Here is a 24,734-nt window from a genome sequence, read left to right on the forward strand (position 1 = left end):
GTAGTCACGTGCGCCACTGGAAACGCCCCGATAACACGGTGTTCACGCCCACCCCGTAACGTGGAGGCATGACCGATACCGTCATCCGCGACCGAAGCCGCCTGGCGACCGCCAAGGCGGTCCTGTTCGACCTCGACGGAGTACTCACCCCGACCGTCGACGTGCACATGCGCGCCTGGGCGCGACTGTTCACCGACTACCTCGCGGCCCGCGGCGCCGCCCCGTACACGGACGACGACTACTACCTCCACATCGACGGCAAACCGCGCGTCGACGGGGTGCGCTCGATGCTCGCCTCGCGCGGCCTGACCCTGCCTGAGGGCACGGCGGACGACCCGGCGGGCGACGGCACGGTCTGGGCGCTCGGCAACCGCAAGAACGACGCCTTCGCCGCCGAACTGGCCGAGGACGGCATCGCCGCGTACCCGGGCTCGCTCGAGTTCCTCACCGCGGCGATCGACGCGGGCTACGAGGTGGCCGTCGTGTCGAGCTCGCGCAACGCCGAGCCCGTGCTCGCCGCCGCCGGCATCCGCGACCGGTTCACCGTGATCGTCGACGGCCTGCGGTCGGCTGCCGAGGGTCTGCAGGGCAAGCCCTCGCCCGAGACCTACCGGCGCGCCGCCGAGCTGCTCGGCCTCACCCCGTCGGAGTGCGTCGTGATCGAGGATGCGCACTCCGGCGTGCAGGCCGGCCGCGACGGCGACTTCGGCCTCGTCGTAGGGGTCGACCGGGGTGTCGGGGCGCAGGAGCTGCTCGACTCGGGGGCGGACGTCGTCGTGGACGACCTGGTCGAGCTCGTGCCCTTCCTGCGTTAGGGCATCGCTCCGCTAGCATCGATCGACCCGCCCCTCATCCGAGAAGGATCCCGATGAACCCGATCGCCGCCGACCCGCTCGACCGCTCGCAGTTCCCGCTCGACGAGTGGGCGCTGACCGAGGCCGAGTTCCACACCTCGACCCAGGGCCGCACCGAGACGCTCTTCGCCGTCGGCAACGGCTACCTGGGCCTCCGCGGCAACTTCGAGGAGGGCCACAAGGCGCACGCCGAGGGCACCTTCATCAACGGCTTCCACGACACCTGGCAGATCCGCCACGCCGAGGAAGCCTACGGCTTCGCCCGCGTCGGCCAGACGATCGTCAACGCACCGGATGCGCGGGTCATCCGCCTCTACGTCGACGACGAGCCCTTCGTGATCGCGGATGCGGACATGAGCGAGTACGCCCGCACCCTCGACTTCCGCGCCGGTGTGCTCGAGCGGGTCGTGGAGTGGCGCACCTCGTCGGGCAAGTGCGTCCTCATCCGCTCGCGCCGGCTGGTCTCGTTCACCGACCGCCACCTCGCCGTGATCGACTACGAGGTCACGATGCTCGACTCGGACGCCTCGGTGCTCATCTCGAGCCAGCTGCTCAACCGTCAGGACCGGGTCGACGAATTCGTCGCCTCCCCCGTCGGCGGCGGGACGATCGCCGACCCCCGGAAGGCCTCCGGGTTCAGCGACCGCGTGCTGCTGCCCCGGGTGAAGACCGTCAACGACGGCCGGTTCATCCTCGGCTACCGCACCGCCAACTCGGGCATGACGATCGCCGTCGCGGCCCAGCACCGGCTCGAGACCGAGAACGAGTGGGACCAGACGTCACAGATCGACGACGACATCGCGAAGCAGGTCTACCGGGTGCGCGCGAAGGCCGGCCGTCGCATCCGCCTGGTCAAGACCATCGCGTACCACACGTCCGCGACGGTGCCCACGTCGGAGCTGGCCGACCGCTGCAACCGCACGCTCGACCGCATCGGCGAGGCGCCGATCGAGGAGGTCTTCGAGCGCCAGCGCGAGTGGCTCGACGACTTCTGGCGCCGGTCGGACGTCGTGATCGAGGGCCAGCCGGACCTGCAGCAGGCCGTGCGGTGGAACATCTTCCAGCTCGCACAGTCGACCGCCCGCACCGACGGCGGCGGCATCGCGGCCAAGGGCGTCTCGGGCTCGGGCTACGGCGGGCACTACTTCTGGGACACCGAGATCTACGTGCTCCCGTTCCTGACCTACACCTCGCCGCACGTGGCACGGAACGCACTCCGCTTCCGACAGGGGATGCTGGATGCGGCCCGCGACCGCGCGGTCGAGCTCAACCAGCGCGGCGCCCTGTTCCCGTGGCGCACCATCAACGGCCTCGAGTCCTCGGCGTACTACGCGGCCGGCACGGCTCAGTACCACATCGACGCCGACATCTCCCATGCGCTCTCGCAGTACGTGTCGGCGAGCGGCGACGACGACTTCCTCTACCGCGGAGCCATCGACATCCTGGTCGAGACCGCGCGGATGTGGGCCGACCTCGGGTTCTGGCGTGGGCGCGGGACCAGCGGCGTGCAGACCTTCCACATCCACGGTGTCACAGGTCCCGACGAGTACACGACGGTCGTCAACGACAACCTCTTCACGAACGTGATGGCGCGCGCCAACCTGCGGGCAGCCGTGCGGCAGACGCGCAAGATGCAGCAGGTCGACCCGGCCGCGTACGCCTCGATGATCAAGCGCCTCGACCTCTCGCAGGACGAGGTCGAGGAGTGGGCCGCGGCGGCCGAGGCCATGCACATCCTGTTCGACGCGGATCTCGGCATCCACCCGCAGGACGCGCAGTTCCTCGAGAAGGAGCTCTGGGACCTCGAGAACACGCCCGACTCCAAGCGCCCGCTGCTGCTGCACTTCCACCCGCTGGTGATCTACCGCTTCCAGGTGATCAAGCAGGCCGACGTCGTGCTCGCGCTGCTGCTGCAGGGCGACGAGTTCACGACCGAGGAGAAGCGCGCCGACTTCGAGTACTACGACGCCCTGACCACCGGCGACTCGACCCTCTCGGCGTCGACCCAGTCGATCATCGCGGCCGAGGTCGGCTACCGCGAGCTCGCGCTCGGCTACTTCCGGGCCGCCCTGTTCGTGGATCTCGGCGACCTGCACAACAACACCGCCGACGGCATCCACGTGGCCTCCACCGGCGGCGTCTGGAGCGCGCTGGCGTTCGGCTTCGGCGGGATGCGCGACTACCTCGGCAAATTCACCTTCGACCCGCGGCTACCGGATGACTGGACCTCCCTGGTCTTCCACGTCACGATCCACGGCTCCCTGATCCAGGTCGATCTGCGCTCGGATCGGATGACCTTCACGATCGTCGAGGGGTCGACCGTGACGCTGTGGGTGCGCGGCGAGCGGATCTCGGTCGGTCTCGGCGCGCCGGTCACGGTCGCCCTGGCCGACGACCGCCCCATCATCGAGGGTGCGCCGACCACCTCTGACATCGAGGGCACGGTGCGGGCCGACGGCTCGGTCATCACGGCGTCGATGCCGACGATCGTGTCGGAGCTGGATGAGCCCGAGGGGCTCGTCGGGATGGACTGAGGCCTTCGCCCTCGCGCTACTCCCTCTCGGGGAGGACGCGGGACAGCCAGGTGAGGAGGTCGGCGACGACCTCGGTGCGGTTGGACTCGTTGAGGACCTCGTGGCGGGCCTCGGGGTAGACGTGGAGCTCGACGTCGGTGAGTCGGGAGCGGTGGAGGTAGGCGTCGCGGAGGCGCTCGGCACTACGGGCGCCTCCGAGCGTGTCGTCGGAGCCGACGAGAATGAGGATCGGGACGTCGAAGGCCAGGCGGCGGGCGGGACGGCCGTAGAGACGGAGGCCATCGAGGGGGCCGAAGAGCTTCAGGACCTCTGCCGGGAACATCATGGGATCGGTCGACGCGCGGCGCTGCGCCTCGGGGTCGCGGGAGAGCCACTCGAAGCCGGTGCCCGGCTTGACGCGGGCATTCTTCGGCACTGCCGGGGCTGCGGCGGTGCCGTCGGAGGAGGGGGCGGGGCGGTGGTTGCGGGTGAGGTCGCCGGCGTCCATGGAGCCGGGCATGCGATAGGCGGTGCCCGAGAGGACCACGGCCGCGTAGTGCGCGAGCGCCGGGGAGTTCACGAGCTTCTGCACCATCAGCGAGCCCCAGCTGTGGCCCAGGAGGACGAGGGGAACATCCGGATGCTCGCGCGCGATGCGGATGCCGAGCTGGCGGATGTCGTCGACGGTGGCGCGGAGTCCGCCGCGGCCGAGGCGGCCGAGCAGGGCACGGTCGCCGTTGTGCTGGGCGAGGCCGGTCGCTCCGTGTCCGCGCTGGTCTGCGGCGTAGACCGCGTAGCCCGCCGCATTCAGCTCGGCGGCCACCGTGGCGTAGCGCTGCGCGTGCTCACCGAGGCCGTGGCTGATCTGGATCACGCCGCGGGGGTGCTCGACGGTCCAGCCGTAGTAGGTGATCTCGACGCCGAAGTCGTCGGTGAAGCTGTCGGTGAAGTGGGCTCCACCGGAGTGGGCGGCACCGGGCTCGTGAGGCATACGTGATTGTCGCACGCCGTCCGAGGGAAGGCCCGCGAGACGTCAGTTGTGGTCGCTAGAACGCGCTGGTAGCGGCGACAAGTGACGGATCGAGGGCAGTCGGTCAGGACTCTCGGGTGATCTCGACCTTGACGAAGAGGGAGGAGCGGAAGGGGCCCGAGTAGACGCCACGGAGGGGGGCGACGTCGTTGTAGTCGCGACCGCGTCCGACCGTGACGTGCCGGTCGCCGATGTCGATCAGGTTGGTGGGGTCGAAACCGCGCCAGTCGCCGCAGAACCACTCGACCCAGGCGTGGGACTCGCCGGTGACCGTCTCGCCGACCGCCGCATCCGGTTTCGGATGCAGGTAACCCGAGACGTAGCGCGCCGGGATCCCCACCGAGCGCAGGGCGCCGAGGGCGATGTGCGTGATGTCCTGACAGACTCCGCGCTTGTCGAGCCAGGACTCGCGCGCGGTCGACTGCACGCCGGTCACGCCCTGCACGTACTCGACCTGGCGGCCGATCTCGGTGCAGATCTCGAGCGCCGCGTCGCAGGGGCTCGCGTGCCGGGCCGCGATCTCCTCGGCCATCACGACCAGGTCGGTGGCGGGTTCGGTGAGGCGGGTCTGCTTGGTCTGCTCGACGTAGGTCGTCGAGGCTTGCGCCTGGTTCGCCAGCAGCTCCCAGTCGGCCGAATGCGGGGCGTGCGTGCGGTTGCGCACCTCGACCAGCGAGGTGGCCGTCAGCGAGAGCTCGTTGTGCGGGGTGAGCACCTCGAACGACGAGACGCGGGTGCCCCAGTAGTCGACGTAGTGGTGGCTCGACGACACCGGCGAGATGTCGAGCGAGGAGTGCAGCACGAACTGGCCCTCGGAGCTGACGGGCAGCATCCGCGCCTCGTTGTACGAGGCCTGGACCTCGCCCTCGTAGCGGTAACCGGTGATGTGCCGGATGCGCAACCGGTTCATGCGCTCTCTCCGATCCAGCTCGGTGCGGTGTTGGTCGGGAAGTAGCGCTGCCGCACGGCCTCGGAGGCCGCGCTCGTCGCATCCTGGACGCTGTCCATGTAGTGCGGCAGCTCCTGCAGGATGTCGGTGATCGGCCGGTACTCGAGCTGCGAGCGGATCTGGCCGAGCATCCGCTGGGCGTTGTCGGTCACGCCGACGCGGTTGCTCGCCGGCCCGAGGTCGCGGAGGCACTGCTCGGCGCGGACCACGGAGTAGATGATGGAGCGGGGGAACAGCCGGTCGAGCAGCAGGAATTCCGCAGCATTGCGCGCCGACGGCACGCCGCGATAGGTGCGCAGGTAGGCCTCGTAGGCACCGCAGGAGCGGAGGATCGTCGTCCACGACGGGCCCGACGCCTCGGTGAGCGAGCGGGTGGCGAGCAGCCGAGCCGTCATGTCGGCGCGCTCGATCGAGCGTCCGAGGGTGAAGAAGTGCCAGGCCTCGTCCCGGGATGCGGAGGAGTCCATGATGCCGACCGCGAGTGCCGAGCGGTCGCGCACCCAGCCGAAGAACTCGTGGGTCTTCTCCGCGGCGACGCGCCGCGGCATCCGTGCCCTCGTGGTGTTGAGGCACTCCCAGAGCTCGGTCGACACGATCTCACGGGCGCGCCGGGCGTTCTCGCGGGCGGCACCGAGCGAGTAGGCGATGGATGCCGGATGCGTGCGGTCGACCGCGAGCATCGCCAGCACGTCGGCGCGGGTCAGCGAGCGGTTGTCGTCGGGGACGTCGCTGCCCATGACGCTGAGGAGGGAGCGGCAGGCGAGGTTCTCTTCGATCCACGGGTCTTCGAGCAGCAGCTGCAGGTGCACGTCGAGGATGCGGGCGGTGCCGTCGGAGCGCTCGATGTAGCGGCCGATCCAGAACAGGGACTCCGCGATGCGGGAGAGCATGGCCATCTAGAGCACCTCCGGCGACTGCTGCTGCGTCCGCGCTTGGGTGTGGTGCTGCTGCGCCGGCTGAGCTTGCGACTGCTGTTGCTGCTGCGACTGGTCGTTGCGCGGGGCGTCCTCGGGCGAGTGGTCCGGCACGTGCCCGATGATCGTGATGGCCTGCGTGTTGGCGGCCTGCTCGGCGACCAGGCCCTGGATGTTGTGGCCGTCGCTGGAGGACGAGAGCGGATCCAGGCCCACGACCCAGGTGTCTTTCGACCCGCCGCCCTGCGAGCTGTTGACGACGAGCTGGCCCTCGGGCAGCGCGACGCGGGTGAGGCCGCCGGGCAGCACCCAGACATCTGACCCGTCGTTGACCGCGAACGGGCGGAGGTCGGCGTGGCGCGGGCGCATCCCGTCTTCGACCAGGGTGGGGATGGTGGACAGCTGCACGACGGGCTGCGCGATCCACCCCCGGGGGTCGGCGATCAGGCGGCCGCGGAGGGTCTCGAGCTCCTTGGGCGACGCATCCGGACCGACGACCAGCCCCTTGCCGCCCGAGCCGTCGACGGGCTTGACGACCAGCTCGTCGAGGCGGTCGAGCACCTCTTCGAGGGCTCCCGGGTCTTCGAGGCGCCAGGTGTCGACGTTGGGGATGATCGCCTTCTCGCCCAGGTAGTACTGGATGAGGTCGGGCATGTAGGTGTAGACGAGCTTGTCGTCGGCCACCCCGTTGCCGACCGCATTGGCGATCGTGACGTTGCCGAGCCGGGCGGCCATCAGGAGGCCGGGGCTGCCGAGCATCGAGTCGGCGCGGAACTGCAGGGGGTCGATGAACTCGTCGTCGACCCGGCGGTAGATCACGTCGACGCGGGTGGGGCCGGCGGTCGTGCGCATCCACACCTTGCCGCCCGAACAGAACAGGTCGCGGCCCTCGACGAGCTCGACGCCCATCAGCCGCGCGAGGAGGGTGTGCTCGAAGTAGGCGGAGTTGTAGACACCCGGCGTCAGGACGACGACCGTGGGGTCGTCAACCCCGGCCGGAGCGGAGGCGCGGAGGGCCTGGAGCAGCTTGTTGGGGTAGTCGCCGACCGGGCGCACGCGCATGCTGACGAACAGCTCGGGCAGGGTCTGGGCCATGACCCGGCGGTTGGAGATGACGTAGGAGACGCCGCTAGGCACCCGCACGTTGTCTTCGAGCACCCGCCAGGCGCCCTTCTCGTCGCGGATCAGGTCGATGCCGGAGACCTGGATGCGCACGTTGTTGGGCGACACGATACCCGCAGCCTCGCGGTGGAAGTGGTTCGACGAGCTGATCAGCGAGGCCGGGATGACGCCGTCGCGGACGGCCGCCTGCGACCCGTAGATGTCGGCGAGGAAGGCCTCGAGGGCGCGCACCCGCTGCTTGATGCCGCCCTCGACGTCGAGCCACTCGCTCTGCGCGATCACCCGCGGCACCGCGTCCAGCGGGAACGGCCGTTCCTCCCCCGCGAAGTCGAAGGTGACGCCCTGCGCGAGGTACGAGCTGGCGAGGGCGTCGGTGCGACCGCGCAACTCCTCCTGCGTCATCCTGGCCAGGGCGTTGTAGATGTCTTTGTAGGCGGCGCGGGCCTCGACCGGGTCTTGGGACTTCGGTTCGGGGAACATCTCGTCCCACGCCGGGGCACTGCCACGCCTCCTGGTGGGGGCGAGCGTGGCTCCGTAGCCGTCGAACAGGTCAACCATGCGTGCGAGCCTACTGGTCGGGTGTTGCGGCGGTGTTTCCGGATGAACGGGGCCGGTTGTCCACAGGCTCGTGCGGAGCCGTAGCGCGTTGGGGCCGCATGAGCTAACCTCAGGTCATGGTACTGAGCATTCGTCATCAGCGTTCCGCGGTCGTCGCCGGCGGCCTCGTGGTCCTCGTCCTGGCCGCTCTGGCGGGTGCGGCCTCACCGGCCAGCGCCCGGGTCACGCGGGAGATCACGCTCACCCAGCTCGACAGCGTGACCCCGCCGTCGGCGATCCAGTTGAGCGCCATGGTGATCGACGCGGCGACGGATCGCGGGTACGTGCTCGAAGGGACACGGAATGAGCTGATCGTCTACGACGTCGGCGGTTCCGTGCTCGCTCCGCTGGCGCGATTGAGCCTAGGGCTCGGCCGCGGGCAGGCCGACATCGCGGTGAACGAGTTCACGCATCAGGTTCTGGTGCTCGACGGCGGAGGCGAACGCGTGATCGTCGTCGACGGAGATCCCGCGTCGCCCACGGTGAACACCGTGCTCACCACCCTGCCCACGTCAGGGACGGCCGGGCAGTCCATCGCGGTCGACAAGGGGGAGAACCTCGCCTACGTGGCGAACGTCGGGTCGAGCGATGTCAGCGTGCTCGACCTCGCGACGGGCGGCGTGACGCTCGTGCCGGTCTCCGACCCGCCCGACCAGGTGGTCGTGGAGTCGAGCTTCCATCGGGCGTACGTCACGAGCAATTCGGCCTCGACGATCACGGCGATCGCCGGCGGCACCGCGCAACGGCCGCTTCCTACTCACGGGCAGCCGGTCACTCTGGCCATCGGCGCCGGGTTCGTGCTGGTGGGCACCACGACGACCGGGAGTCCGGACGATCACCGCGTGCAGGCGTTCGACGCGCTGCTCGCTCAAACCGGCCTCTCAGCTCCCTCGGCGCTCGACTCCTTCACCTCCTCGATCTCCGTCGACGACTCACTCGCGCTGGCGTACGTCACCACCGACGCGGGCTCGGTGCTTCCGTTCCAGTTGCCTGAACTCACGAGCGAAGGCGCGTCATCCCTGATCGCCCAGCCCGTCGGAACGGCCACCGTCGACCCGGTCACGCACCGCGTGCTGACCACCACGACGGCCAGGACGGGCGGGCGGATCGGGCTGTTCGACGCCCACGTGAGCCCGCTGTTCGTCACGCCCACCAACTGGCAGGCCCGCGTGGGCACGCCCTGGAGCACCGCGCTCGCGGCGGTCGGCAGCCCGGAGACGATGACGTACGCGGTGGACTCCGGTGTGCTTCCGCCCGGCATCACCCTGAACGCCGTCACCGGCACACTCGCGGGAACACCCACGGTGCAGGGAACGTACGTCGTGAACTTCTCGGCATCGAACGGGATGGCGACCTCGGGGATCACGACGTACACGATCGAGATCCTCGTGGGGCCGCCGGTCACGCCCGCGATCACGTCGGGCCCGCCGCCTGCCGGCACCGTCGGCGTGGCGTATCCGCCGTTCCGGGTGACCGCCAGCGGGAACCCGGCGCCGAGGTTCGGCGTCTCGTACGGAGCCCTGCCGGCCGGGCTCGTGCTCGACGCCGAGACCGGGGTGATCTCCGGGACGCCGACGGCGGAAGGCCGTTCGGAGTTCTCGATCTCCGCCACGAACAGCGCCGGAGTCACCGGCGCGGAGTATCGGGTCGTCATCGCGCCGGCGTTGCCGGTGCCGACTCCCACTCCGACGCCGACTCCTACTCCGACGCCGAGCCCCACTGCGCCGGCACCTCAGCCGACATCCGCGCCGACGCCGGCGCCGTCGCCCGCGGGCGGCAGCAACTCCGCGGCTTCCGGAGGGGGCGCCGGCCGATCGACCGGCGCGGGAAACGCGAGCGGGACGGGGTCGGGGCGCCTGGCGAGTACCGGGGTGGAGGGGCACTCGACGTTCGGGCTGCTGGCCTCGGGAGGGCTGGCGGTGGGGCTCGGCGTGATCGCGCTCCTCATTCTGCGGCCCTGGCGTCGGCACCGCCGGCCCTAGCCGCTAGCCGCTAGCCGCTAGCCGCCAATACTGGCTATACGAATTGCGGCCCGGGACCCCCACCACCAGGGGTCCCGGGCCGCAAACCTTTCAAGGCCGAGCGGGGCTACGCGCCCCAGCTGGCCTGCGCGCCGCCGACGCGGTCGGCCACGATCTTCTGCTGGTACCCCGAGGCCTTGAACGCCGCGATCGGGTCACCGGCGAGACCGCGCGACTCACGCCACGACGCCAGTGCCGGGCGCACGTCCGTGTAGAACGCATCCATCAGGATGCCGTTCGCACCCAGCACGTCGTTCTCGTTCTGCGCGGCGAGCAACGCCGAGCGGTCCACGAGCAGCGCACGCGCCGTCATCTCCTGCACGTTCAGCACCGACCGCATCTGGCCCACGATCTTGTCCTCGACGTTGTGGCACTGGTCGAGCATGAACGCGACCGGCGAATCGACGTCATAGCCGCCACCCCGCACGACCTCGAACAGAATGCGGAACAGCTGGAACGGATCCGCCGAACCCACGATCAGGTCGTCATCGGCATAGAACCGCGAGTTGAAGTCGAACGAACCCAGCTTCCCCAGACGCAGCAACTGCGCGACGATGAACTCGATGTTCGTTCCGGGAGCATGATGCCCGGTGTCCAGACAGGTGAACGCCCGATCGCCGAGCGCCGTGACGTGGGCGTAGGAGGTACCCCAGTCCGGGACATCCGTGTGGTAGAAAGCCGGCTCGAAGAACTTGTACTCCAGCACCAGACGCTGCGACTCGCTCAGCGCGTCGTAAATCTCGCGCAGCGACTCGGCCAGCCAGTCCTGCCGCGACCGGATGTCGCCCTGACCCGGGTAGTTGGTGCCATCGGCGAGCCAGATCTTCAGATCCTGCGACCCGGTCTCGTTCATGACGTCGATGCACTCGAGGTGGTGATCGATCGCCTTACGGCGGATGCCCTTGTCCGACGAGGTCAGCGACCCGAACTTGTAGTCGTCGTCCTGGAAGGTGTTGGAGTTCACCGTTCCGATGTCGACGCCGAGGTCGTTCGCGTACGAGCGGAGCGCCTTGTAGTCCGAGACCTTGTCCCACGGGATGTGGATGGCGACCTTCGGCGCGAGGCCGGTGTACTGATGCACCTGCGCCGCATCCGCGATCTTCTCCTCCGGCGTGCGGGGCGTGCCCGGCGTGCCGAAGACCTTGAAGCGGGTACCCGAGTTGCCGAAGGCCCAAGACGGGAGCTCGATCGCTTGACGCTCGAGCTCAGAGGCGATGTCACTGAACTGCACCATGGAATTCTCTTTCGTGTGGAGATGGCCGGTCAGGCCAGTTGGTCTTCGAGATGGAAGACTTCGACCAGCTGGAGGAAGCCCGTGTCGGGCGCCCCCTCCAGGTCGACGAAGAATCCCGCCATCTCGGCCTGCCACCGGGTGTTGACCTCGGTCGCGGCCATGCCCGCCTGCGCCGCTTCGAGCGATTCGGTCTCGAAGTAGCCGATCAGCAGGCCGTCGGGCCGGAGGAACAGCGAATAGTTGTTCCAGCCGGTGTCTTTGAGCGCCCGCGCCATGTCGGGCCAGATCGCTGCGTGCCGTTCGGTGTACTCCGGGATGAGTTCCGGCTTCACCTGCAGTTGGAAGCACACGCGCTGCATGATCTGGCTTTCTCGAGGGGTACGGAAGGGGCGGGAGAACAAACAAACAAACAAGCAGAGGTGGATGCCGGGGCCGGCCGTCGCCGACCGGCCCCGGACCACCGCTCAGCGACTAGAAGTCGAAGTCGCCGATGTTGGACTTGTCGAACACGAACGGGTCTCCGAGGAGAACCGTCTGGTCGGCGCCGACCTTGAACGAGCCCAGGTCGCCGGCCTCGAAGGAGTCACCCTCCGCTCCGGTGATGGTGCCCTCGATCAGGGCCTTGGCGGCCATGGCCGACAGGTAGCCGAGGTCTTCGGGGTTCCACAGGGCGAAGGAGGTGACGGTGCCGTCCTCGACGTAGTCGCGCATCTGGTTCGGGGTGCCGAGACCGGTCAGAGCGACCTTGCCCTTGTACTCCGAGGTCTGCAGGTAGCGGGCCGCAGCGGCGATACCGACCGTGGTGGGCGAGACGATGCCCTTCAGGTTCGGGTGCGACTGCAGCAGAGCGGCGGTCTTGTCGAACGAGGTCTGGTCGTCGTCGTCGCCGTAGACGGTGTCGACGATCGTGATGTTCGGGTACTCGCTCGCGGCGTAGGTCTTCATCTGCTCGATCCAGGCGTTCTGGTTCGTCGCGTTGGCCGTGGCCGAGAGGATGGCGACCTCGCCCGACTCGCCGATCTGCTTGGCGATCTCGTCGATCTGCACCTTCGCGATGCCCTCGGCGTCGGCCTGGTTGATGAACAGGTCGCGGCACTCGGGGTCGGTGTCGGAGTCGAAGGTCACGACCTTGATGCCGGTGTCACGCGCCTCGTTCAGCGCGTCGCAGATGGCGGTGGGGTCGTTGGCCGCGACGACGAGGGCGCCGACGCCCTGCGTGGTGGCGGTGTTGATGTACGAGACCTGCGCGTCGGGGCTGGCCTCGGCCGGCCCGACCTCCTGGAAGGTGCCGCTGAACGACTCGACGGCCGTCTTGCCGCCCTTGTCGGAGGTGTCGAAGTAGGGGTTTCCGAGGTTCTTCGGGATGAAGGTGACGGCGAGGTTGCCGGTGTCTCCGCCGGCCGCGTCGGTGGACCCGCCGCCCGTGCTGTCGGAGGCGCATCCGGTGGCCAGCAGGGCGATGCTCACTGCGAGGGCAGCGACCGCGCCGGCGCGGGCGGTCTTGCCCTTACCGAGGTTGTGAAACAACATCGTTGTTCTTCCTTTCGATGGGTTGGTGCCGATGTGATTGCATCGACGAGAGAGGGTCACGCCTTGGCTGCGATGGGTCCCCCGTGTTTCTTGCCGCCGGGACCGATCCGCTTCTTGCGGACCCAGGCCAGGAAGCTCGCCGCCACGACCGAGAGGACGAGGAGGACACCTGTGATGATGTTGATGACGTCGGAGGTGACGTTCACCAGACGCAGGGCGCTGGAGAGCACCCCGATCAGGAGCACACCGGCGATCACGCCGTGCAGCGCTCCCCGGCCACCGAACACCGAGACCCCGCCGAGCACGACCGCCGCGATGACCTGCAGCTCGAGCCCGGTCGCGTTGTCACCGCGGGCGCTGCCGAAGCGGAGCGTGTAGTAGATGCCGGCCAGGGCCGACACCGTGCCGGTCAGCACGAAGAGGATGAACTTGGTGCGGTTCACGTGCACACCCGAGAAGGATGCCGCCTCCGAGCTGAGCCCGATCGCATAGATCCCGCGACCGAACGGCGTGAAGTGCAGCAGCACCGCGAAGACGATCGCGAGCACGAGGAAGAGGATGACCACGACCGGGATGGTCGTGCCGCCGATCTTCGCCTTGGCCAGATCGGTCCAGAACTTGGGCCAGTCGGTGACGGCGGTCGTGCCCAGCAGCCCCACGGCGAGACCGCGGTAGAGCGCGAGCGTGCCGATGGTGACGGCGAGCGACGGGAGCCCGACGACGGTGACGAGGAAGCCGTTCAGCGCCCCGCCGAGCGCACCCACCACGAGGCAGATGATCGCGGCGACCCCGATGTCGACGCCGGCCTGGTTGAGCAGGCCGAGCGTCGCACTGGAGAGCCCGACCACGCTGGCGACGCTCAGGTCGATCTCGCCGGTGATCATGACGAGGGTCATCGGCAGCGCGATCAGGAGGATCGGCATGATGTCCAGCAGCAGGTAGCCGAGCGTGACCGGCTGGCTGAAGCCCTTGACGGTGATCAGCGAGACGATCACGACGAGGGCGAGCAGCCCGATGATCGCCGTCTCACGGGTGAAGAGGATGCGGCGCCAGAGCGGCTGACCGTAGTCCTTGTAGACGCGGGCGGCCTTCGCCGGCGCGGCCTGGGGGTTCGGGGTGGGGTTCGGGGTCGCAGTCGCGGTGGTCATTTCGTTTCCTCCCTCGACTCGAGGAGCTTGCGGGATTGTCGGAGCGCGAGCACGCGGTCGAGCACGATGGCGCCGATGATCAGGGCGCCGACGACGGCACGCTGCCAGAAGTCGGGAACACCGAGGATGGGCAGGGCCCGGTTGATCGTGAGCAGCAGCACCGCACCGATCGCCGCGCCCCAGACCGTGCCCGAGCCACCCACGATGGCGACGCCACCGATCACGGCCGCACCCACCGCATCCAGTTCCCAGCCGGTTCCGGCCTGCGAGTTGACGGTGCCGTAGCGCGCCGCGTAGAGCACGCCGGCCAGGCCCGCGAGGGCGCCGGAGGCGACGAACGCGATCAGCAGCCGGCGCACGACGCGGAGGCCGTAGAGCCCGGCGGCCGCCGGGTCGGAGCCGATGGCGTAGAACTCGCGACCGCCACGGGTGTTCTTCATGTACCAGGCGGCGGCGACCAGCACGACGAGCGCGATGATCGTGAGCAGCGGGATCGACAGGAACTGGCCGGTGCCGAGCGCCAGGAAGTCCTTCGGCATGTCGGAGGCGTTGATCCGGTCGCTGCCGGCCCAGACGACGTTGATACCTCTATATGCGTAGAGCGTTCCGAGCGTGATGACCATGGCGGGCACCTTCGCGAACGCGACCAGTGCGCCGTTGATGAGGCCGAGCAGTCCGCCGAACACGATGCCCGCGAGGAAGACCACGATCATCGGGATGCCCGGGATGTCGATGAACAACCGGCCGGTCAGGTAGGCGGTGAGTCCCAGGACGGAGCCGACCGACAGGTCGACGCTCTTGGTGATGATGACGATCGCCTGGCCGACCGCGACCAGCACGAGGATGGATGGGGTCAGCAGCAGGTCGCGCCAGCCGTCGGAGGAGAACACGAAGCTCGGGTTCTTCACCGTCGTGACGACGATGACCAGGAGGACCGCGATCAGGATGCCGGTCTCGCGCGCCTTGAAGAAGTGGCCGAGGCCGCGCACGAACGGGGAGGACTGCTTCGGGGCATCCTGGTTCCGGGGTGTCAGTGTTGCGGTGCTCACGAGACGTGCTCCTCGGCGTGGGTTGCGGCGAACATGACCGACTCGGCGGTGGCGTCTTCGCGGGGGATCTCTGCGGTGATGCGGCCCTCGCGCATGACGAGCACGCGGTCGGCCATGCCGAGGACCTCGGGGAGCTCCGACGAGATCATCAGGATGGCCATGCCCTGCCCGGCGAGCTCGGAGAGGAGGCGGTGCACCTCGCTCTTGGTGCCGACGTCGATGCCACGGGTGGGCTCGTCGATGATGAGGACGGTGGGGTTCGTCGCGAGCCACTTGGCCAGGACGACCTTCTGCTGGTTGCCTCCGGAGAGGGTTCCGGCCTCGGTGTCGAGCGCGTTGGTCTTGACCTCGAGCCGGCTGTCCCAGATGCGGGCCGAGCCGTTCTCGGCGCCGCTGGTGAGGATGCCGAGCTTCGAGAGCTGGCGGCGGATGGCCATCGTGGTGTTGCGGGCGACCGACGACTCGAGCACGAGGCCCTGCTTGCGGCGGTCTTCGGGGACCAGCGCGATCCCGAGGTTCATCGCAGCGGTCGGGCTGTTCGGCGGAACCGGGCGGCCCTTGATGCTCACGCTGCCGGACTGGTAGCGGTCGACGCCGAAGACGGCGCGGACGACCTCGCTGCGGCCGGCGCCGACGAGCCCGGCGAGACCGAGGATCTCGCCCGAGTGCAGGTCGAAGCTGATGTCGTGGAAGACGCCGGGCTGGGTGAGCCCGCGCACCTCGAGCACGGTCGGGCCGATCGTGGTCTCCTGCTTGGGGAAGAGCTCGGTCACGTCGCGGCCGACCATCCGGCGCACGATCTCGTCGACGGTCACGGCGGTGGTCGGGTCGGTCGAGATGTAGGCGCCGTCGCGCATCACGGTGATGGTGTCGCAGAGGTCGAAGACCTCGTCGAAGCGGTGGGAGATGAACAGGAGCGCGCGGCCCTCGTCGCGGAGGCTGCGGGCGACGGCGAAGAGGCGGTCGACCTCGACGCCGGAGAGCGCGGCGGTCGGCTCGTCCATCACGAGCACCTTGGCGTCGAGCGAGATGGCCTTGGCGATCTCGATGATCTGCTGGTCGGCGATCGACAGGCCCTCGGCGGGGCGGTCGGGGTCGATCCGCACGCCGAGGCGCTCGAACAGGCCGACGGCCTCGGCCCGCATCGCCTTGCGGTCGATACGGCCGAAGCGGTTGGTGGGCTGGCGGCCCATGAAGATGTTCTCGGTGACCGACAGGTCGGGGAAGAGGGTCGGCTCCTGGTAGATCACGGCGATGCCCGCGCCCTTGGACTCGGCGGTCGACTTGAAGTCGACGGAGTCGCCCTCGAGGAGGAGGTCGCCCGAGTCGCGCTGGTAGAGACCGGCGATGATCTTGACCAGCGTGGACTTGCCGGCACCGTTCTCGCCGACGAGGGCGTGGATCGAGTTCTTGCGGAGAGCCAGTGAGCCGGAGCTCAGAGCCACGACGGCCCCGAACGACTTGGCGACCTCGCGGAGCTCGAGCGCGGGTGAATCGGAGCCCGGTGGTGGGATCGACATTGACCTAGACCTTGCCTCTGCTTTGAGGGATAGTGAATCGTTTTACTGAGAGTGGTCACACACTACGACACGGTTTCGAGCGTCGTCAACTTCGCTGGTTGAATCGTGATAATCCGCTCGGTGGCGCTAGTCTCATGAAACGTTCAACAGCGAACGCAACATCCGTCGACCACAGTGAGGTGTGTATGGCCGCCGCCAACGTCAGGGACGTCGCCGCTCTCGCGGGTGTGTCTGTCGGCACGGTCTCGAACGTCCTCAACCAGTCGAAGCCCGTCGCCCCCGAGACCGCCAAGCGGGTTCACGAGGCCATCGACAAGCTCGGCTTCGTGCGCAACGATGCGGCACGCCAGCTGCGCGTGGGCCAGAGCCGCACGGTCGGCATCATGGTGCTGGATGTCTCGAACCCCTTCTTCACCGACATCGCGCGGTCGGTCGAGGACACGCTCACCCAGTTCAACCGCTCCCTGATCCTCGGCAACAGCGGCGACCTGGCCAGCCGCGAGCTCGCCTACCTCGACCTCTTCGAGGAGCAGCGGGTCTCCGGCCTCCTGATCACCCCGGTCGGCAACGTGCTCTCGCGGCTCGAGCGCCTGCGCGACCGCGGGTCGCCCGTGGTGCTCGTCGACCGGCACGACAACGCGCGCAGCTTCAGCTCGGTCTCGGTCGACGACCAGCGCGGCGGCTATCTCGCCGCGGCGCACCTGGCCGACACCGGGCGCACGAACATCGCCTTCGTCGGCGGCACGAGCCAGCTGCAGCAGGTGGCCCAGCGCTCCGGCGGGGCTCAGGATGCGCTGCGTGAGCGCGGGGTGGCTCCACTCCGCGTGCTCGAACTCGACTCCATGCGGGCCGAGGCGGGGCGGATCGGGGCCGAGCAGCTGCTGGCGCTGCCGGCATCCTCACGCCCCGATGCCGTGTTCGCGGCGAACGACCTGATCGCGCTCGGAGTGCTGCGGGCACTGACCCACGCCGGGGTGCGGGTGCCGGACGACATCGCGATCATCGGCTACGACGACATCTACTTCGCGGCGAACGCGGCCATCCCGATCTCGTCGATCCGGCAGCCGGCGTGGGAGATGGGGCGCACGGCGACGGAGCTGCTGATGGCCGAGATCGAGGCTCCCGGGCGGGGCGAGTACCAGCACGTCGTCTTCCAGCCCGAGCTGATCGTGCGCGACTCGACGGTGCGCTCGGCGGACTAGGGGGCGGTGGGGGTCGCGGGCCGGATCGCAGGACCGCGATCGTTCCAGCGGGTGTTGCTTTAAACATGAGCATCATTCATGCTTGCAAGATGAAGACATCGAGTTTGCGTGTAGCCGCCGCGCTATCTCTCGCTGCCGCGATGGCAGTGGGGATGTACCCATCGGCCTCTCCCGCCGCCGCCCGCGGCTGCGTTCTCGGTCCCTCACTTGGGAGGGCAGCCCAAGCCGCCGGGATCAGCTGCCCAGAAATCGACGGCGGGTCTGGAGCCGACCAATGGGGGGAGGCGCGGGGAAGTGCCTGTAATTTCGGCTGGGTGTCCTCCGCGCTGCCCGCAGGGTTCCTCGACTTCCTCAGCAAGACATCCGTGAGCCGGCGGTCGACTCCACTCGACGAGTCCGTGACCCTTAGCGGCTCGTACTACCGCTCGAAGGGGAAGCTTGTCGGGGCGATCGGCTTCGCCACGAAATACGACGGCACCTTCAGTATGACGATCGACGTCTGGGGTCGGCCGGGCTCCGGCTTCGCGCATGAGTCCGCATACTTCAACTGCGCCACGTCGAGCGAGGGACCGATCTACCAGGCCGACGCGGGCTCGTCGCCCAAGCTCATGGCCGCGCCCGGAACTGCGCCAGGCTCCTCAGCGAGCATGAGCATCGCGACCCAGGGGTCTCTGACCGCCCTAGGCACCGCCAACCACCTCTTGAGATTGGATGTGACCAACACCCGCGCCACTCGCAACTTCGTCGACGTTCAGCTGGATCTGGCGGGGTACGAAGTAGAAGGATTCCCGACGCTGCCGAAGGGCACCACCTGCGAGCCGGCAGAGGGTCTTGTCTGCCACATCGATGAAATTTTCCCCGGTCAGAAGGTGACGCTTGTGGTCCTCTTGCGATCCACAGGCGACTTTGATGGCGGAACCGATGTCGATGCTGCCATCTCGAGTTTCGGATGGGTCAAGGCTGGAGAGAATGCCGGCACGCTGCCCCCGAAATACCGAGCACTTGTCACGGACTTCTATCGCATAGAGGGCCCATGAGCCGCGGTGTCGAAATTGTTAGCGGCACGTCGTGTTCCAGCCTGAGATGATCGTGCGCGACTCGACGGTGCGTTCGGCGGACTAGGGGGCGGTGGGGGTCGCGGGCCGGATGGCTTCGATCTCGCGGAGGCGGTCCCGCAGCCAGTACTCGTCGGCCGCCCCGAAGAAGTCGGTGACGACCGCGAACGGGACCACGACAGCGCCGGACACCGCGTGCACGATGACCAGGACAGCGTGCCGCCCCGTGAAGACGACCTCGTCGCGTGCCACGCCCTGCGTGATGCCCGAGATCCAGCGCCAGTCGACCGCGACGACGAGCCGGTCGCGTCGGGCGCCTTCGAAGGCCCGGAGTCCCCAGCCGTCGAAGACGAGGGTGAGACCCTGATTCGGGTGCACCTGGGATCCGCCGATGGCGACAAGAGCTCTCGACATCACGTCCATCCCGAGCGAGTTGACCGTGACCGCGCCGGGAAACCTCTGGCGCATCCGTGCGGTGCGCGAGCCTCCGATCGCGGCGAAGACCACCACGAGCATCCAGATGCCCAGCGAGACGGCGACCGCGACCAGGATCGTCGTGCCCAGCGGCCACGGATGGTCGCTGACCTGACGCCCGACCACGGCGAGCAGCACGAACACCGGCACGACCACCAGGCCGAGGAGGCTCTTCGCCCACTGCCGTCGCGTCATGGGGCAGCGAGGGCTCGCACCCGAGCCAGGGCCTCGGCCTCCTGGGGCTTCGTGAGCTGTCTCGAACCGACTGGACGGATGACGAAGCCGGTGCGGGGATCGACCTGCGCGAGCCGGGTCTCGCCCATCCGCTCGAGGGTGTAGCCGGCCTCGGCCTCACGGCGCGACGCGCGGGCGCCGAGATACAGCAATCCCAGCGACACCAGCGTGCACGCCAAGATCACCAGTGTGACCGACAGGAAGGAGCCCCTCGAGGTGTCGGAGCTGGTGAAGGCGATGACGGCAAAGAGGGCTGCGGCGGTGACGAGGCCCACGACGGTCACGACATTTCGGACGCGCGAGTAGAACGTCGACGAGAGACCGGGCACCAGCTCGAGGCGGGGCGGCGTGACGTAGGAGTGCGCGCTGGGCGAACCGCCGGGCATCGCGCCGACCGAGGTGCCCGACGACGACGCCGACGGGCCGGCTCCGGACTGGTCGGCACCCGTAACGGACGCCTGCCACGCGGCGGTCGCTTCGCGCTCCTCGACCTCCGCCCGCAGGCGCGCGATCCCCCGCGCACTGGCGAACAGGTAGGACGCGGTGATCACCGGGAAGGGCACGACGACCCGGCCCGCATCCGTGTGGATCTCGACCAGCAGAGCGGAACGAGCGCGCGAATTGACGCTCGCGGTGCCCTCCCCGATCACAGCGATGCCGCTCCAGGGAACCTCGAGGACCGGCTCGATCTCTGGCGAGCCCCGGTAGACGTGCATCCCGACACCGTCGAAGACGACCGCGGTCGACTCCGCCGGGGGCGCCACCGGCAGCACGCCGATCGTCGCGAGGTCCGCCAGCGCAGCCTTCGTGTCATCGCTCTTGAATGCGGAGAACACCACGGCATCCGGATGCGCGCGGGCCGCGGCGTCGTGCCGTACGTCGCCGGGCCACTTGACCGCCAACAGGATCAGTACGACCGCTGCCGCCACCGCGGCTCCGACGCCGGCCGCTGCGACGACGGGGGGATCGTCGAACTTCAGCGAAAGAAAGGCACCGGCGATCGCACCGATCGGGATCGCCAGCAGAAGCCGGAGACCGCGCACCCACCTGCTCGGAATCATGGGTTCATCATGGCAGCAGCAGCGGCAGCAGCGGCAGCAGCGGCAGCAGCGGCAGCAGCGGCAGCAGCGGCAGCAGCGGCAGCAGCGGCAGGGTCAGGCGCCGGCGCTGGGGGCGTCCGGGGGGAAGGGGGCCGGGTAGGGCTCGGCATAGTCGGCCGACCGGCTGACGGCCGCCCACTTCTCGTCCTCCGCCAGAGTGCGGCGACCGTGGGCGACCGCCATCTCGGTGGCGTTCACGCCCAATGGCAGGTGGAACGGGAGGTCGTCGCGCTTGGCGACCTGCACCAGGATCTCGGCGGCACGCACCGGATCGCCGGCGGGGCCCTGGGTGGTCTGGCGCATCCGGCTGTTCATCGCACCGACCGTCTGCTCATACCCTTCGGGCACCTCTGCCACCGTCATCGACGAGCCGGCCCAGTCGGTCGCGAAGCCGCTCGGCTCGACGAGCAGAACCCGCACCCCGAACGGCGCGGTCTCGGTCTGCAGCACGCGGCTGAAGCCGTCGATCGCGAACTTCGCGGCCTGGTAGGAGGCGATTCCCGGCGAACCGCCGACCCGCCCGCCGATCGATGAGAACTGCATGAGAAGGCCCCCGCCCTGCGCACGGAGGATGGGGATCGCCGCCGTCGAGACGTTGTAGACCCCCCAGAAGTTCGTCTCGAACTGCTGGCGGAAGTCGGCCTCGTCGGTGGTCTCGATCGGCGAGACATTGGCGTAACCGGCGTTGTTGACGATCACGTCGAGGCGACCGAAGTGATCGTGGGCGGCGGCCAACGCTGTCCGGGCCGCGTTCGCGTCCGTGACGTCGAGGGCGAGAGCGAGCATGCGGTCGGGGTAGCGGGCGACGAGGTCGTCGAGCTGCTCGGGGCGGCGAGCAGAGGCAGCCACCCGGTCGCCGGCGGCGAGGGCGGCTTCGACGAGGGCGCGGCCGAAGCCGCGGGAGGAGCCGGTGATGAACCAGGTCTGAGGCGAAGGTGTCGTGGTCATGCGCTTATTACAACACTGTTGTGTTAATAATGCAACCGCGTTGCATTAGGATACCGGTATGGCAAATCAGAGGTTCCAGCGCGCCCGCTCGAGCGAGGCGAAGGCGCAGCGGGGGGCCGACATCCTCGCAGCGGCCCGCGTGATCGGCGAGCAGCACGGGATCCGCCGGGTCACCCTCACGGACATCGCCGACGCGGTGGGGATGCACAAGTCGGCGCTGCTCCGGTACTTCGAGACCCGGGAGCAGATCTTCCTGCGGCTGACCGCCGAGGGGTGGCGGGAGTGGGGGCCGGCCCTCCGCGCCGAACTCGACGATCTGGACGGCACGGATAGCCCGGGTGCCGGTGCGCCCGGGTCGGTCGCGCGGGTGGTCGCGCACTCGCTCGCCATCCGGCCGCTGTTCTGCGATCTGCTCGCCCAGGCTCCACTCAACCTCGAGCGAAACGTCTCGCTCGACTCGGTTCTCGCCTTCAAGCTCGTGACACTCGAGGAGGTCGACGGCATCTCGACGTCGCTCCGCCGGATACTGCCGGAACTCACCGAGTCGGACGCCGTCGACGTGATCGCCGCCGCGACGTCGCTCTCGGGCGCGTTCTGGCAGATGGCGACGCCCGGGGCGACGGTGGAGAACCTGTATCGGGAAGACCCGCGTCTCGTGCACGCCGTCGTCGAGGTGGAGCCGCGGGTGACGCGCATCCTGACCGCTCAGCTCACCGGGTTGACCGGACACTGACGATCGAGCGCCGGCCGATGGTCGGCCAGGCCCAGGGAGCGGCGGCGGGGCGGGGTGGCAGCCAATAGGGTCGAGGGATGAGCGACGAACGGCGGGACGCGCGGCGCACGAGCGTCGGGGCCGCGACCCAGCTGGGTACCGAGGTGAGCATCAACCTCGGGTCGGCGCTGGCCGGGCTGGTCATTCCGCTGGTCGGGGTGTTCGCTGTGGTGGCGGCACGGCAGGTCGTGATGGCGGCCGCGATGCTGCCGTTCTACCGGCCGACGCGCGCCGGTTTCACGTGGCGGCGGCTCTGGCCCGCGATCGCGCTCGGCGTGGTGCTGGCGGCGATGAACCTGTCGTTCTACCAGTCGGTGCACCTGCTCGGGCTGGGGATCGCGGCGACGATCGAGTTCCTCGGGCCGCTGACGATCGCCCTGCTCGCGAGCCGGCGGCTGCTCGACGTCGTCTGCGCGGTCGCGGCGGGCGCCGGCGTCGTGCTGCTCACCGGGTTCGACGGCACGATCAACGTGCTCGGCGTCGTGCTGGCCCTGACCGCCGCCGCCTCGTGGGCCTTCTACATCGTGCTGACCCGACGGGTCGCCACCCGCCTGCCGGGGCTTGAGGGCATCACGGTCGCGGGGGTCGTGAGCCTCGCCATCCTGCTGCCGTTCGCGATCGTCACCTTCGACCCGGCCGCGTTCGACTGGGGCGTGATCGCGCTGCTTGTGGGGGTGGGCATCCTGTCGTCGGCGCTGCCCTACAGTCTCGACACGTTCATCCTGCGCCGCATCACCCCGCGCCTCTACGCCATCATCACGGCCTTCGGCCCCGTGGTGGCCGCGCTCTTCGGCTGGCTCATCCTCTCGGAGCAGTTCTCCCTGCTCGAGGTCATCGCGATCGCCATCGTGTGTGCGGCCGCCGGCACCGCCATCGCCACCCAACGCGACCCCGCCCCCACCCCCCTCGACCCGTCACTCATTGCCGCTACCCGCCTCGAATAGCGACAACAACTGACGTCTCGCGGACCTGTGGCGACCCTCTCGAGCGAATGCCCCTCGAACCAACGCCACAGGCCGTACTCGACGACCCACGGTGAGGCCGTCGCCGCGAAGCGACGACAGCCGAACACATCGCGTCGCGCCGGGCAAGGACCGGCGCGACCCGGTGGAGCCGCGCCGCAGGCACGGCCCCACCGGCAGCTAACACAGCCCGCAGCTCACGCCCAGGCTGCCAGCACCCTAAAAACCGATAGAAGGATCGATGAACTCATTAGTCACGATCGCCCCCGGCGTCAGCCCCTCCGCCGGCGGCGTGCCCTGCTCGTCGAAGAGCGGCGTCGTGATGTCGATGATCTTCTGCACCCGGTCGAGGTCGAAGTTGCCGACGGTCGCGTCGTCGCCGTTGCCGACGAGTCCGAGCTCGACCTGCGCCTTGACCGAGTAGTCGGCCACGCCCTGCGTGTAGACCCAGCCGTTGTCGAACTGGTCGACGGCCTTGAGGATGAGCGTGTTCGTCGCCGCCGGGTCGGTGTAGTAGTCGACGGTGGCCTGCTGGATGACCGGCACCAGCTTCTTCAGGCACGGCGAGAGCGACTCGAGGTCACCGGTGCGCACCGAGAGCGCCGAGGCGTAGATCGGGTAGCCGGCGTCGTGGATCAGCTGGAAGGCCACCGGCTTCGCCCAGTCGGTGATCTCGTTCTGGTACACGTACGGTTCGACGGTCGCGAAGCCCTGCTGCGCATCCTTCCCGTCGGCCGCGATGAAGCTCGCGGGGGTGCCGTCGTAGCTGCCGTCGACGTGGGCGGCGGGCAGGATGCCGGAGCCCATCAGGTACTCCATGTACGCGGCGCCGCCGAAGTACCGCACCACCGCATCCGTCTTGCCGAGGTCGGCGATCGTCTTCACGTCGGGGTAGGTCGCGGGATCCCACATGATTATCTGCGGCCCCACCTCGAACGGCGCGAAGACGGCCGTGGTCGGCATGTCGGCCGAGAGCTGCACAGCCTCGTCGGTGTTGGCGTAGCCGAGCGTGATCTCGGGGTCGGTGTACTGCTGGCTGGTGACGGTCTGGAAGCCGATCGCCGGGCCGCCCGAGCGCACCTCGACGTTCACCCCGGTGTACTGACCGCTCGCGAACAGCGGCCCGGAGACCGACTTGTTCTGGGCGTCGATCGTGGCGTCGGGTCCGATCAGTTGGTACAGGTTGCCCTGCTCGGCCTCGGGGTTCCAGTCGGTCTGGATGACGATGTTGGCCGGGCAGTCGCCCGAGAGGTCGATCGGGCCGACGGTCAGGCCGGCCGCGGCGGCGGCACCGGGGTCGCCGTTCGAGGTGGTGCCCGAGCCTGCGGCACAGCCGCTCAGCAGGGCGACGGATGCGGCGAGCGCGCCCGCGGCGACGGCAGCGCGCCGGATGGTGGCGGCCCGGCGGATGGCGGGTGCGCGACGGATGGTGGGGGTCATTCGGATTCTCCTTGGCTGGATGGGACAGGGCTGGTGCTGTGGTGCAGTCGAAGGGATGCGGATGGG

At 68.9% G+C, this 24,734-nt stretch carries 21 protein-coding genes; 7 read left to right on the forward strand and 14 right to left on the reverse strand.

Going from position 1 to position 24,734, the window contains the following annotated elements; all coding sequences use genetic code 11:
* The first annotated feature begins 68 nt into the window (after positions 1–68).
* Positions 69–815, forward strand: coding sequence for an HAD family hydrolase (locus tag HSO01S_RS16130; protein WP_066043344.1), 747 nt, complete (start codon positions 69–71; stop codon positions 813–815).
* 53 nt (positions 816–868) lie between these two features.
* Positions 869–3,388 carry a glycoside hydrolase family 65 protein gene (locus HSO01S_RS16135; protein WP_066043346.1) on the forward strand — a complete coding sequence of 840 codons (2,520 nt, stop codon included), beginning with the start codon at positions 869–871 and terminating at the stop codon, positions 3,386–3,388.
* Positions 3,389–3,404: 16 nt separating this feature from the next.
* On the opposite strand, the gene HSO01S_RS16140 is transcribed toward HSO01S_RS16135, so the two are convergent.
* From HSO01S_RS16140 to HSO01S_RS16155, 4 genes are all read right to left on the reverse strand, one after another.
* Entirely contained in the window at positions 3,405–4,358 is a 954-nt protein-coding gene (locus tag HSO01S_RS16140) for an alpha/beta fold hydrolase (RefSeq protein WP_066043348.1), read from the reverse strand.
* 103 nt (positions 4,359–4,461) lie between these two features.
* The gene (locus HSO01S_RS16145) at positions 4,462–5,307 is read right to left on the reverse strand and encodes a transglutaminase family protein (protein WP_066043350.1); all 846 of its coding nucleotides are present in this window, start codon (positions 5,305–5,307) and stop codon (positions 4,462–4,464) included.
* Positions 5,304–6,236: an alpha-E domain-containing protein gene (locus tag HSO01S_RS16150; protein ID WP_066043389.1), complete on the reverse strand. Its 933-nt coding sequence runs from the start codon at positions 6,234–6,236 to the stop codon at positions 5,304–5,306. Before HSO01S_RS16150 ends, HSO01S_RS16145 begins: the two co-directional genes overlap by 4 nt.
* 6 nt (positions 6,237–6,242) lie before the next feature.
* Positions 6,243–7,940: a circularly permuted type 2 ATP-grasp protein gene (locus tag HSO01S_RS16155; protein WP_066043351.1), complete on the reverse strand. Its 1,698-nt coding sequence runs from the start codon at positions 7,938–7,940 to the stop codon at positions 6,243–6,245.
* Between the two features lie 116 nt (positions 7,941–8,056).
* On the opposite strand from HSO01S_RS16155, the gene HSO01S_RS16160 reads away from it, so the two are divergent.
* Complete coding sequence (locus tag HSO01S_RS16160; protein ID WP_066043352.1) at positions 8,057–9,961, forward strand: putative Ig domain-containing protein; 1,905 nt, start codon at positions 8,057–8,059, stop codon at positions 9,959–9,961.
* Positions 9,962–10,067: 106 nt separating this feature from the next.
* Here the strand turns inward: HSO01S_RS16160 and rhaI are convergent, their stop codons facing one another.
* From rhaI to HSO01S_RS16190, 6 genes are all read right to left on the reverse strand, one after another.
* Entirely contained in the window at positions 10,068–11,234 is a 1,167-nt protein-coding gene (gene rhaI, locus HSO01S_RS16165; protein WP_066043353.1) for an L-rhamnose isomerase, read from the reverse strand.
* Positions 11,235–11,263: 29 nt separating this feature from the next.
* Positions 11,264–11,593, reverse strand: coding sequence for an L-rhamnose mutarotase (locus tag HSO01S_RS16170; protein WP_066043354.1), 330 nt, complete (start codon positions 11,591–11,593; stop codon positions 11,264–11,266).
* Positions 11,594–11,705: 112 nt separating this feature from the next.
* Positions 11,706–12,764, reverse strand: a complete 1,059-nt coding sequence (gene rhaS / locus HSO01S_RS16175; RefSeq protein WP_066043355.1) for a rhamnose ABC transporter substrate-binding protein — start codon at positions 12,762–12,764, stop codon at positions 11,706–11,708.
* A 56-nt stretch (positions 12,765–12,820) separates the two neighbouring features.
* The gene (locus HSO01S_RS16180; protein WP_066043356.1) at positions 12,821–13,912 is read right to left on the reverse strand and encodes an ABC transporter permease; all 1,092 of its coding nucleotides are present in this window, start codon (positions 13,910–13,912) and stop codon (positions 12,821–12,823) included.
* A complete protein-coding gene (locus HSO01S_RS16185; RefSeq protein WP_066043390.1) occupies positions 13,909–14,901 on the reverse strand; it encodes an ABC transporter permease in 993 nt (330 codons plus the stop codon). The genes HSO01S_RS16180 and HSO01S_RS16185 overlap by 4 nt, the downstream gene beginning before the upstream one ends.
* Positions 14,902–14,957: 56 nt before the next feature.
* On the reverse strand, positions 14,958–16,481 hold the full coding sequence (locus tag HSO01S_RS16190; protein ID WP_066043357.1) for a sugar ABC transporter ATP-binding protein: 1,524 nt from the start codon (positions 16,479–16,481) through the stop codon (positions 14,958–14,960).
* A 185-nt stretch (positions 16,482–16,666) separates the two neighbouring features.
* Here HSO01S_RS16190 and HSO01S_RS16195 point away from each other — a divergent pair, with 185 nt between their 5' ends.
* Entirely contained in the window at positions 16,667–17,683 is a 1,017-nt protein-coding gene (locus HSO01S_RS16195) for a LacI family DNA-binding transcriptional regulator (RefSeq protein ID WP_066043358.1), read from the forward strand.
* 314 nt (positions 17,684–17,997) lie between these two features.
* The gene (locus tag HSO01S_RS16200; RefSeq protein ID WP_066043359.1) at positions 17,998–18,720 is read left to right on the forward strand and encodes a hypothetical protein; all 723 of its coding nucleotides are present in this window, start codon (positions 17,998–18,000) and stop codon (positions 18,718–18,720) included.
* Positions 18,721–18,801: 81 nt separating this feature from the next.
* On the opposite strand, the gene HSO01S_RS16205 is transcribed toward HSO01S_RS16200, so the two are convergent.
* The 3 genes from HSO01S_RS16205 to HSO01S_RS16215 form a co-directional block, all read right to left on the reverse strand.
* Positions 18,802–19,407, reverse strand: coding sequence for a hypothetical protein (locus tag HSO01S_RS16205; protein ID WP_066043360.1), 606 nt, complete (start codon positions 19,405–19,407; stop codon positions 18,802–18,804).
* Positions 19,404–20,507 (reverse strand): hypothetical protein, encoded by a 1,104-nt coding sequence (locus HSO01S_RS16210; protein ID WP_066043361.1) that lies wholly within the window; start codon positions 20,505–20,507, stop codon positions 19,404–19,406. Before HSO01S_RS16210 ends, HSO01S_RS16205 begins: the two co-directional genes overlap by 4 nt.
* Positions 20,508–20,600: 93 nt before the next feature.
* Positions 20,601–21,494, reverse strand: coding sequence for an SDR family NAD(P)-dependent oxidoreductase (locus HSO01S_RS16215; RefSeq protein ID WP_066043362.1), 894 nt, complete (start codon positions 21,492–21,494; stop codon positions 20,601–20,603).
* 58 nt (positions 21,495–21,552) lie between these two features.
* Here HSO01S_RS16215 and HSO01S_RS16220 point away from each other — a divergent pair, with 58 nt between their 5' ends.
* Both HSO01S_RS16220 and HSO01S_RS16225 read left to right on the forward strand, forming a co-directional pair.
* Positions 21,553–22,227: a TetR/AcrR family transcriptional regulator gene (locus tag HSO01S_RS16220; RefSeq protein WP_066043363.1), complete on the forward strand. Its 675-nt coding sequence runs from the start codon at positions 21,553–21,555 to the stop codon at positions 22,225–22,227.
* A gap of 77 nt (positions 22,228–22,304) precedes the next feature.
* Positions 22,305–23,210, forward strand: coding sequence for an EamA family transporter (locus HSO01S_RS16225; RefSeq protein WP_066043364.1), 906 nt, complete (start codon positions 22,305–22,307; stop codon positions 23,208–23,210).
* Positions 23,211–23,447: 237 nt separating this feature from the next.
* On the opposite strand, the gene HSO01S_RS16230 is transcribed toward HSO01S_RS16225, so the two are convergent.
* The gene (locus HSO01S_RS16230; RefSeq protein ID WP_066043365.1) at positions 23,448–24,668 is read right to left on the reverse strand and encodes a nitrate ABC transporter substrate-binding protein; all 1,221 of its coding nucleotides are present in this window, start codon (positions 24,666–24,668) and stop codon (positions 23,448–23,450) included.
* Positions 24,669–24,734 lie beyond the last annotated feature (66 nt).

Origin of the sequence: Herbiconiux solani NBRC 106740 (assembly GCF_001571005.1) — a bacterium.
Lineage (GTDB): Bacteria > Actinomycetota > Actinomycetes > Actinomycetales > Microbacteriaceae > Herbiconiux > Herbiconiux solani.

Excerpts from the sequence above, each read along its gene's own strand:
- HSO01S_RS16130 (WP_066043344.1), top strand. The coding sequence starts at position 69 with ATGACCGATACCGTCATCCGCGACCGAAGCCGCCTGGCGACCGCCAAG.
- HSO01S_RS16135 (WP_066043346.1), top strand. The coding sequence starts at position 869 with ATGAACCCGATCGCCGCCGACCCGCTCGACCGCTCGCAGTTCCCGCTC.
- HSO01S_RS16140 (WP_066043348.1), bottom strand. The coding sequence starts at position 4,358 with ATGCCTCACGAGCCCGGTGCCGCCCACTCCGGTGGAGCCCACTTCACC.
- HSO01S_RS16145 (WP_066043350.1), bottom strand. The coding sequence starts at position 5,307 with ATGAACCGGTTGCGCATCCGGCACATCACCGGTTACCGCTACGAGGGC.
- HSO01S_RS16150 (WP_066043389.1), bottom strand. The coding sequence starts at position 6,236 with ATGCTCTCCCGCATCGCGGAGTCCCTGTTCTGGATCGGCCGCTACATC.
- HSO01S_RS16155 (WP_066043351.1), bottom strand. The coding sequence starts at position 7,940 with ATGGTTGACCTGTTCGACGGCTACGGAGCCACGCTCGCCCCCACCAGG.
- HSO01S_RS16160 (WP_066043352.1), top strand. The coding sequence starts at position 8,057 with ATGGTACTGAGCATTCGTCATCAGCGTTCCGCGGTCGTCGCCGGCGGC.
- rhaI (WP_066043353.1), bottom strand. The coding sequence starts at position 11,234 with ATGGTGCAGTTCAGTGACATCGCCTCTGAGCTCGAGCGTCAAGCGATC.
- HSO01S_RS16170 (WP_066043354.1), bottom strand. The coding sequence starts at position 11,593 with ATGCAGCGCGTGTGCTTCCAACTGCAGGTGAAGCCGGAACTCATCCCG.
- rhaS (WP_066043355.1), bottom strand. The coding sequence starts at position 12,764 with ATGTTGTTTCACAACCTCGGTAAGGGCAAGACCGCCCGCGCCGGCGCG.
- HSO01S_RS16180 (WP_066043356.1), bottom strand. The coding sequence starts at position 13,912 with ATGACCACCGCGACTGCGACCCCGAACCCCACCCCGAACCCCCAGGCC.
- HSO01S_RS16190 (WP_066043357.1), bottom strand. The coding sequence starts at position 16,481 with ATGTCGATCCCACCACCGGGCTCCGATTCACCCGCGCTCGAGCTCCGC.
- HSO01S_RS16195 (WP_066043358.1), top strand. The coding sequence starts at position 16,667 with ATGGCCGCCGCCAACGTCAGGGACGTCGCCGCTCTCGCGGGTGTGTCT.
- HSO01S_RS16205 (WP_066043360.1), bottom strand. The coding sequence starts at position 19,407 with ATGACGCGACGGCAGTGGGCGAAGAGCCTCCTCGGCCTGGTGGTCGTG.
- HSO01S_RS16210 (WP_066043361.1), bottom strand. The coding sequence starts at position 20,507 with ATGATTCCGAGCAGGTGGGTGCGCGGTCTCCGGCTTCTGCTGGCGATC.
- HSO01S_RS16215 (WP_066043362.1), bottom strand. The coding sequence starts at position 21,494 with ATGACCACGACACCTTCGCCTCAGACCTGGTTCATCACCGGCTCCTCC.
- HSO01S_RS16220 (WP_066043363.1), top strand. The coding sequence starts at position 21,553 with ATGGCAAATCAGAGGTTCCAGCGCGCCCGCTCGAGCGAGGCGAAGGCG.
- HSO01S_RS16225 (WP_066043364.1), top strand. The coding sequence starts at position 22,305 with ATGAGCGACGAACGGCGGGACGCGCGGCGCACGAGCGTCGGGGCCGCG.
- HSO01S_RS16230 (WP_066043365.1), bottom strand. The coding sequence starts at position 24,668 with ATGACCCCCACCATCCGTCGCGCACCCGCCATCCGCCGGGCCGCCACC.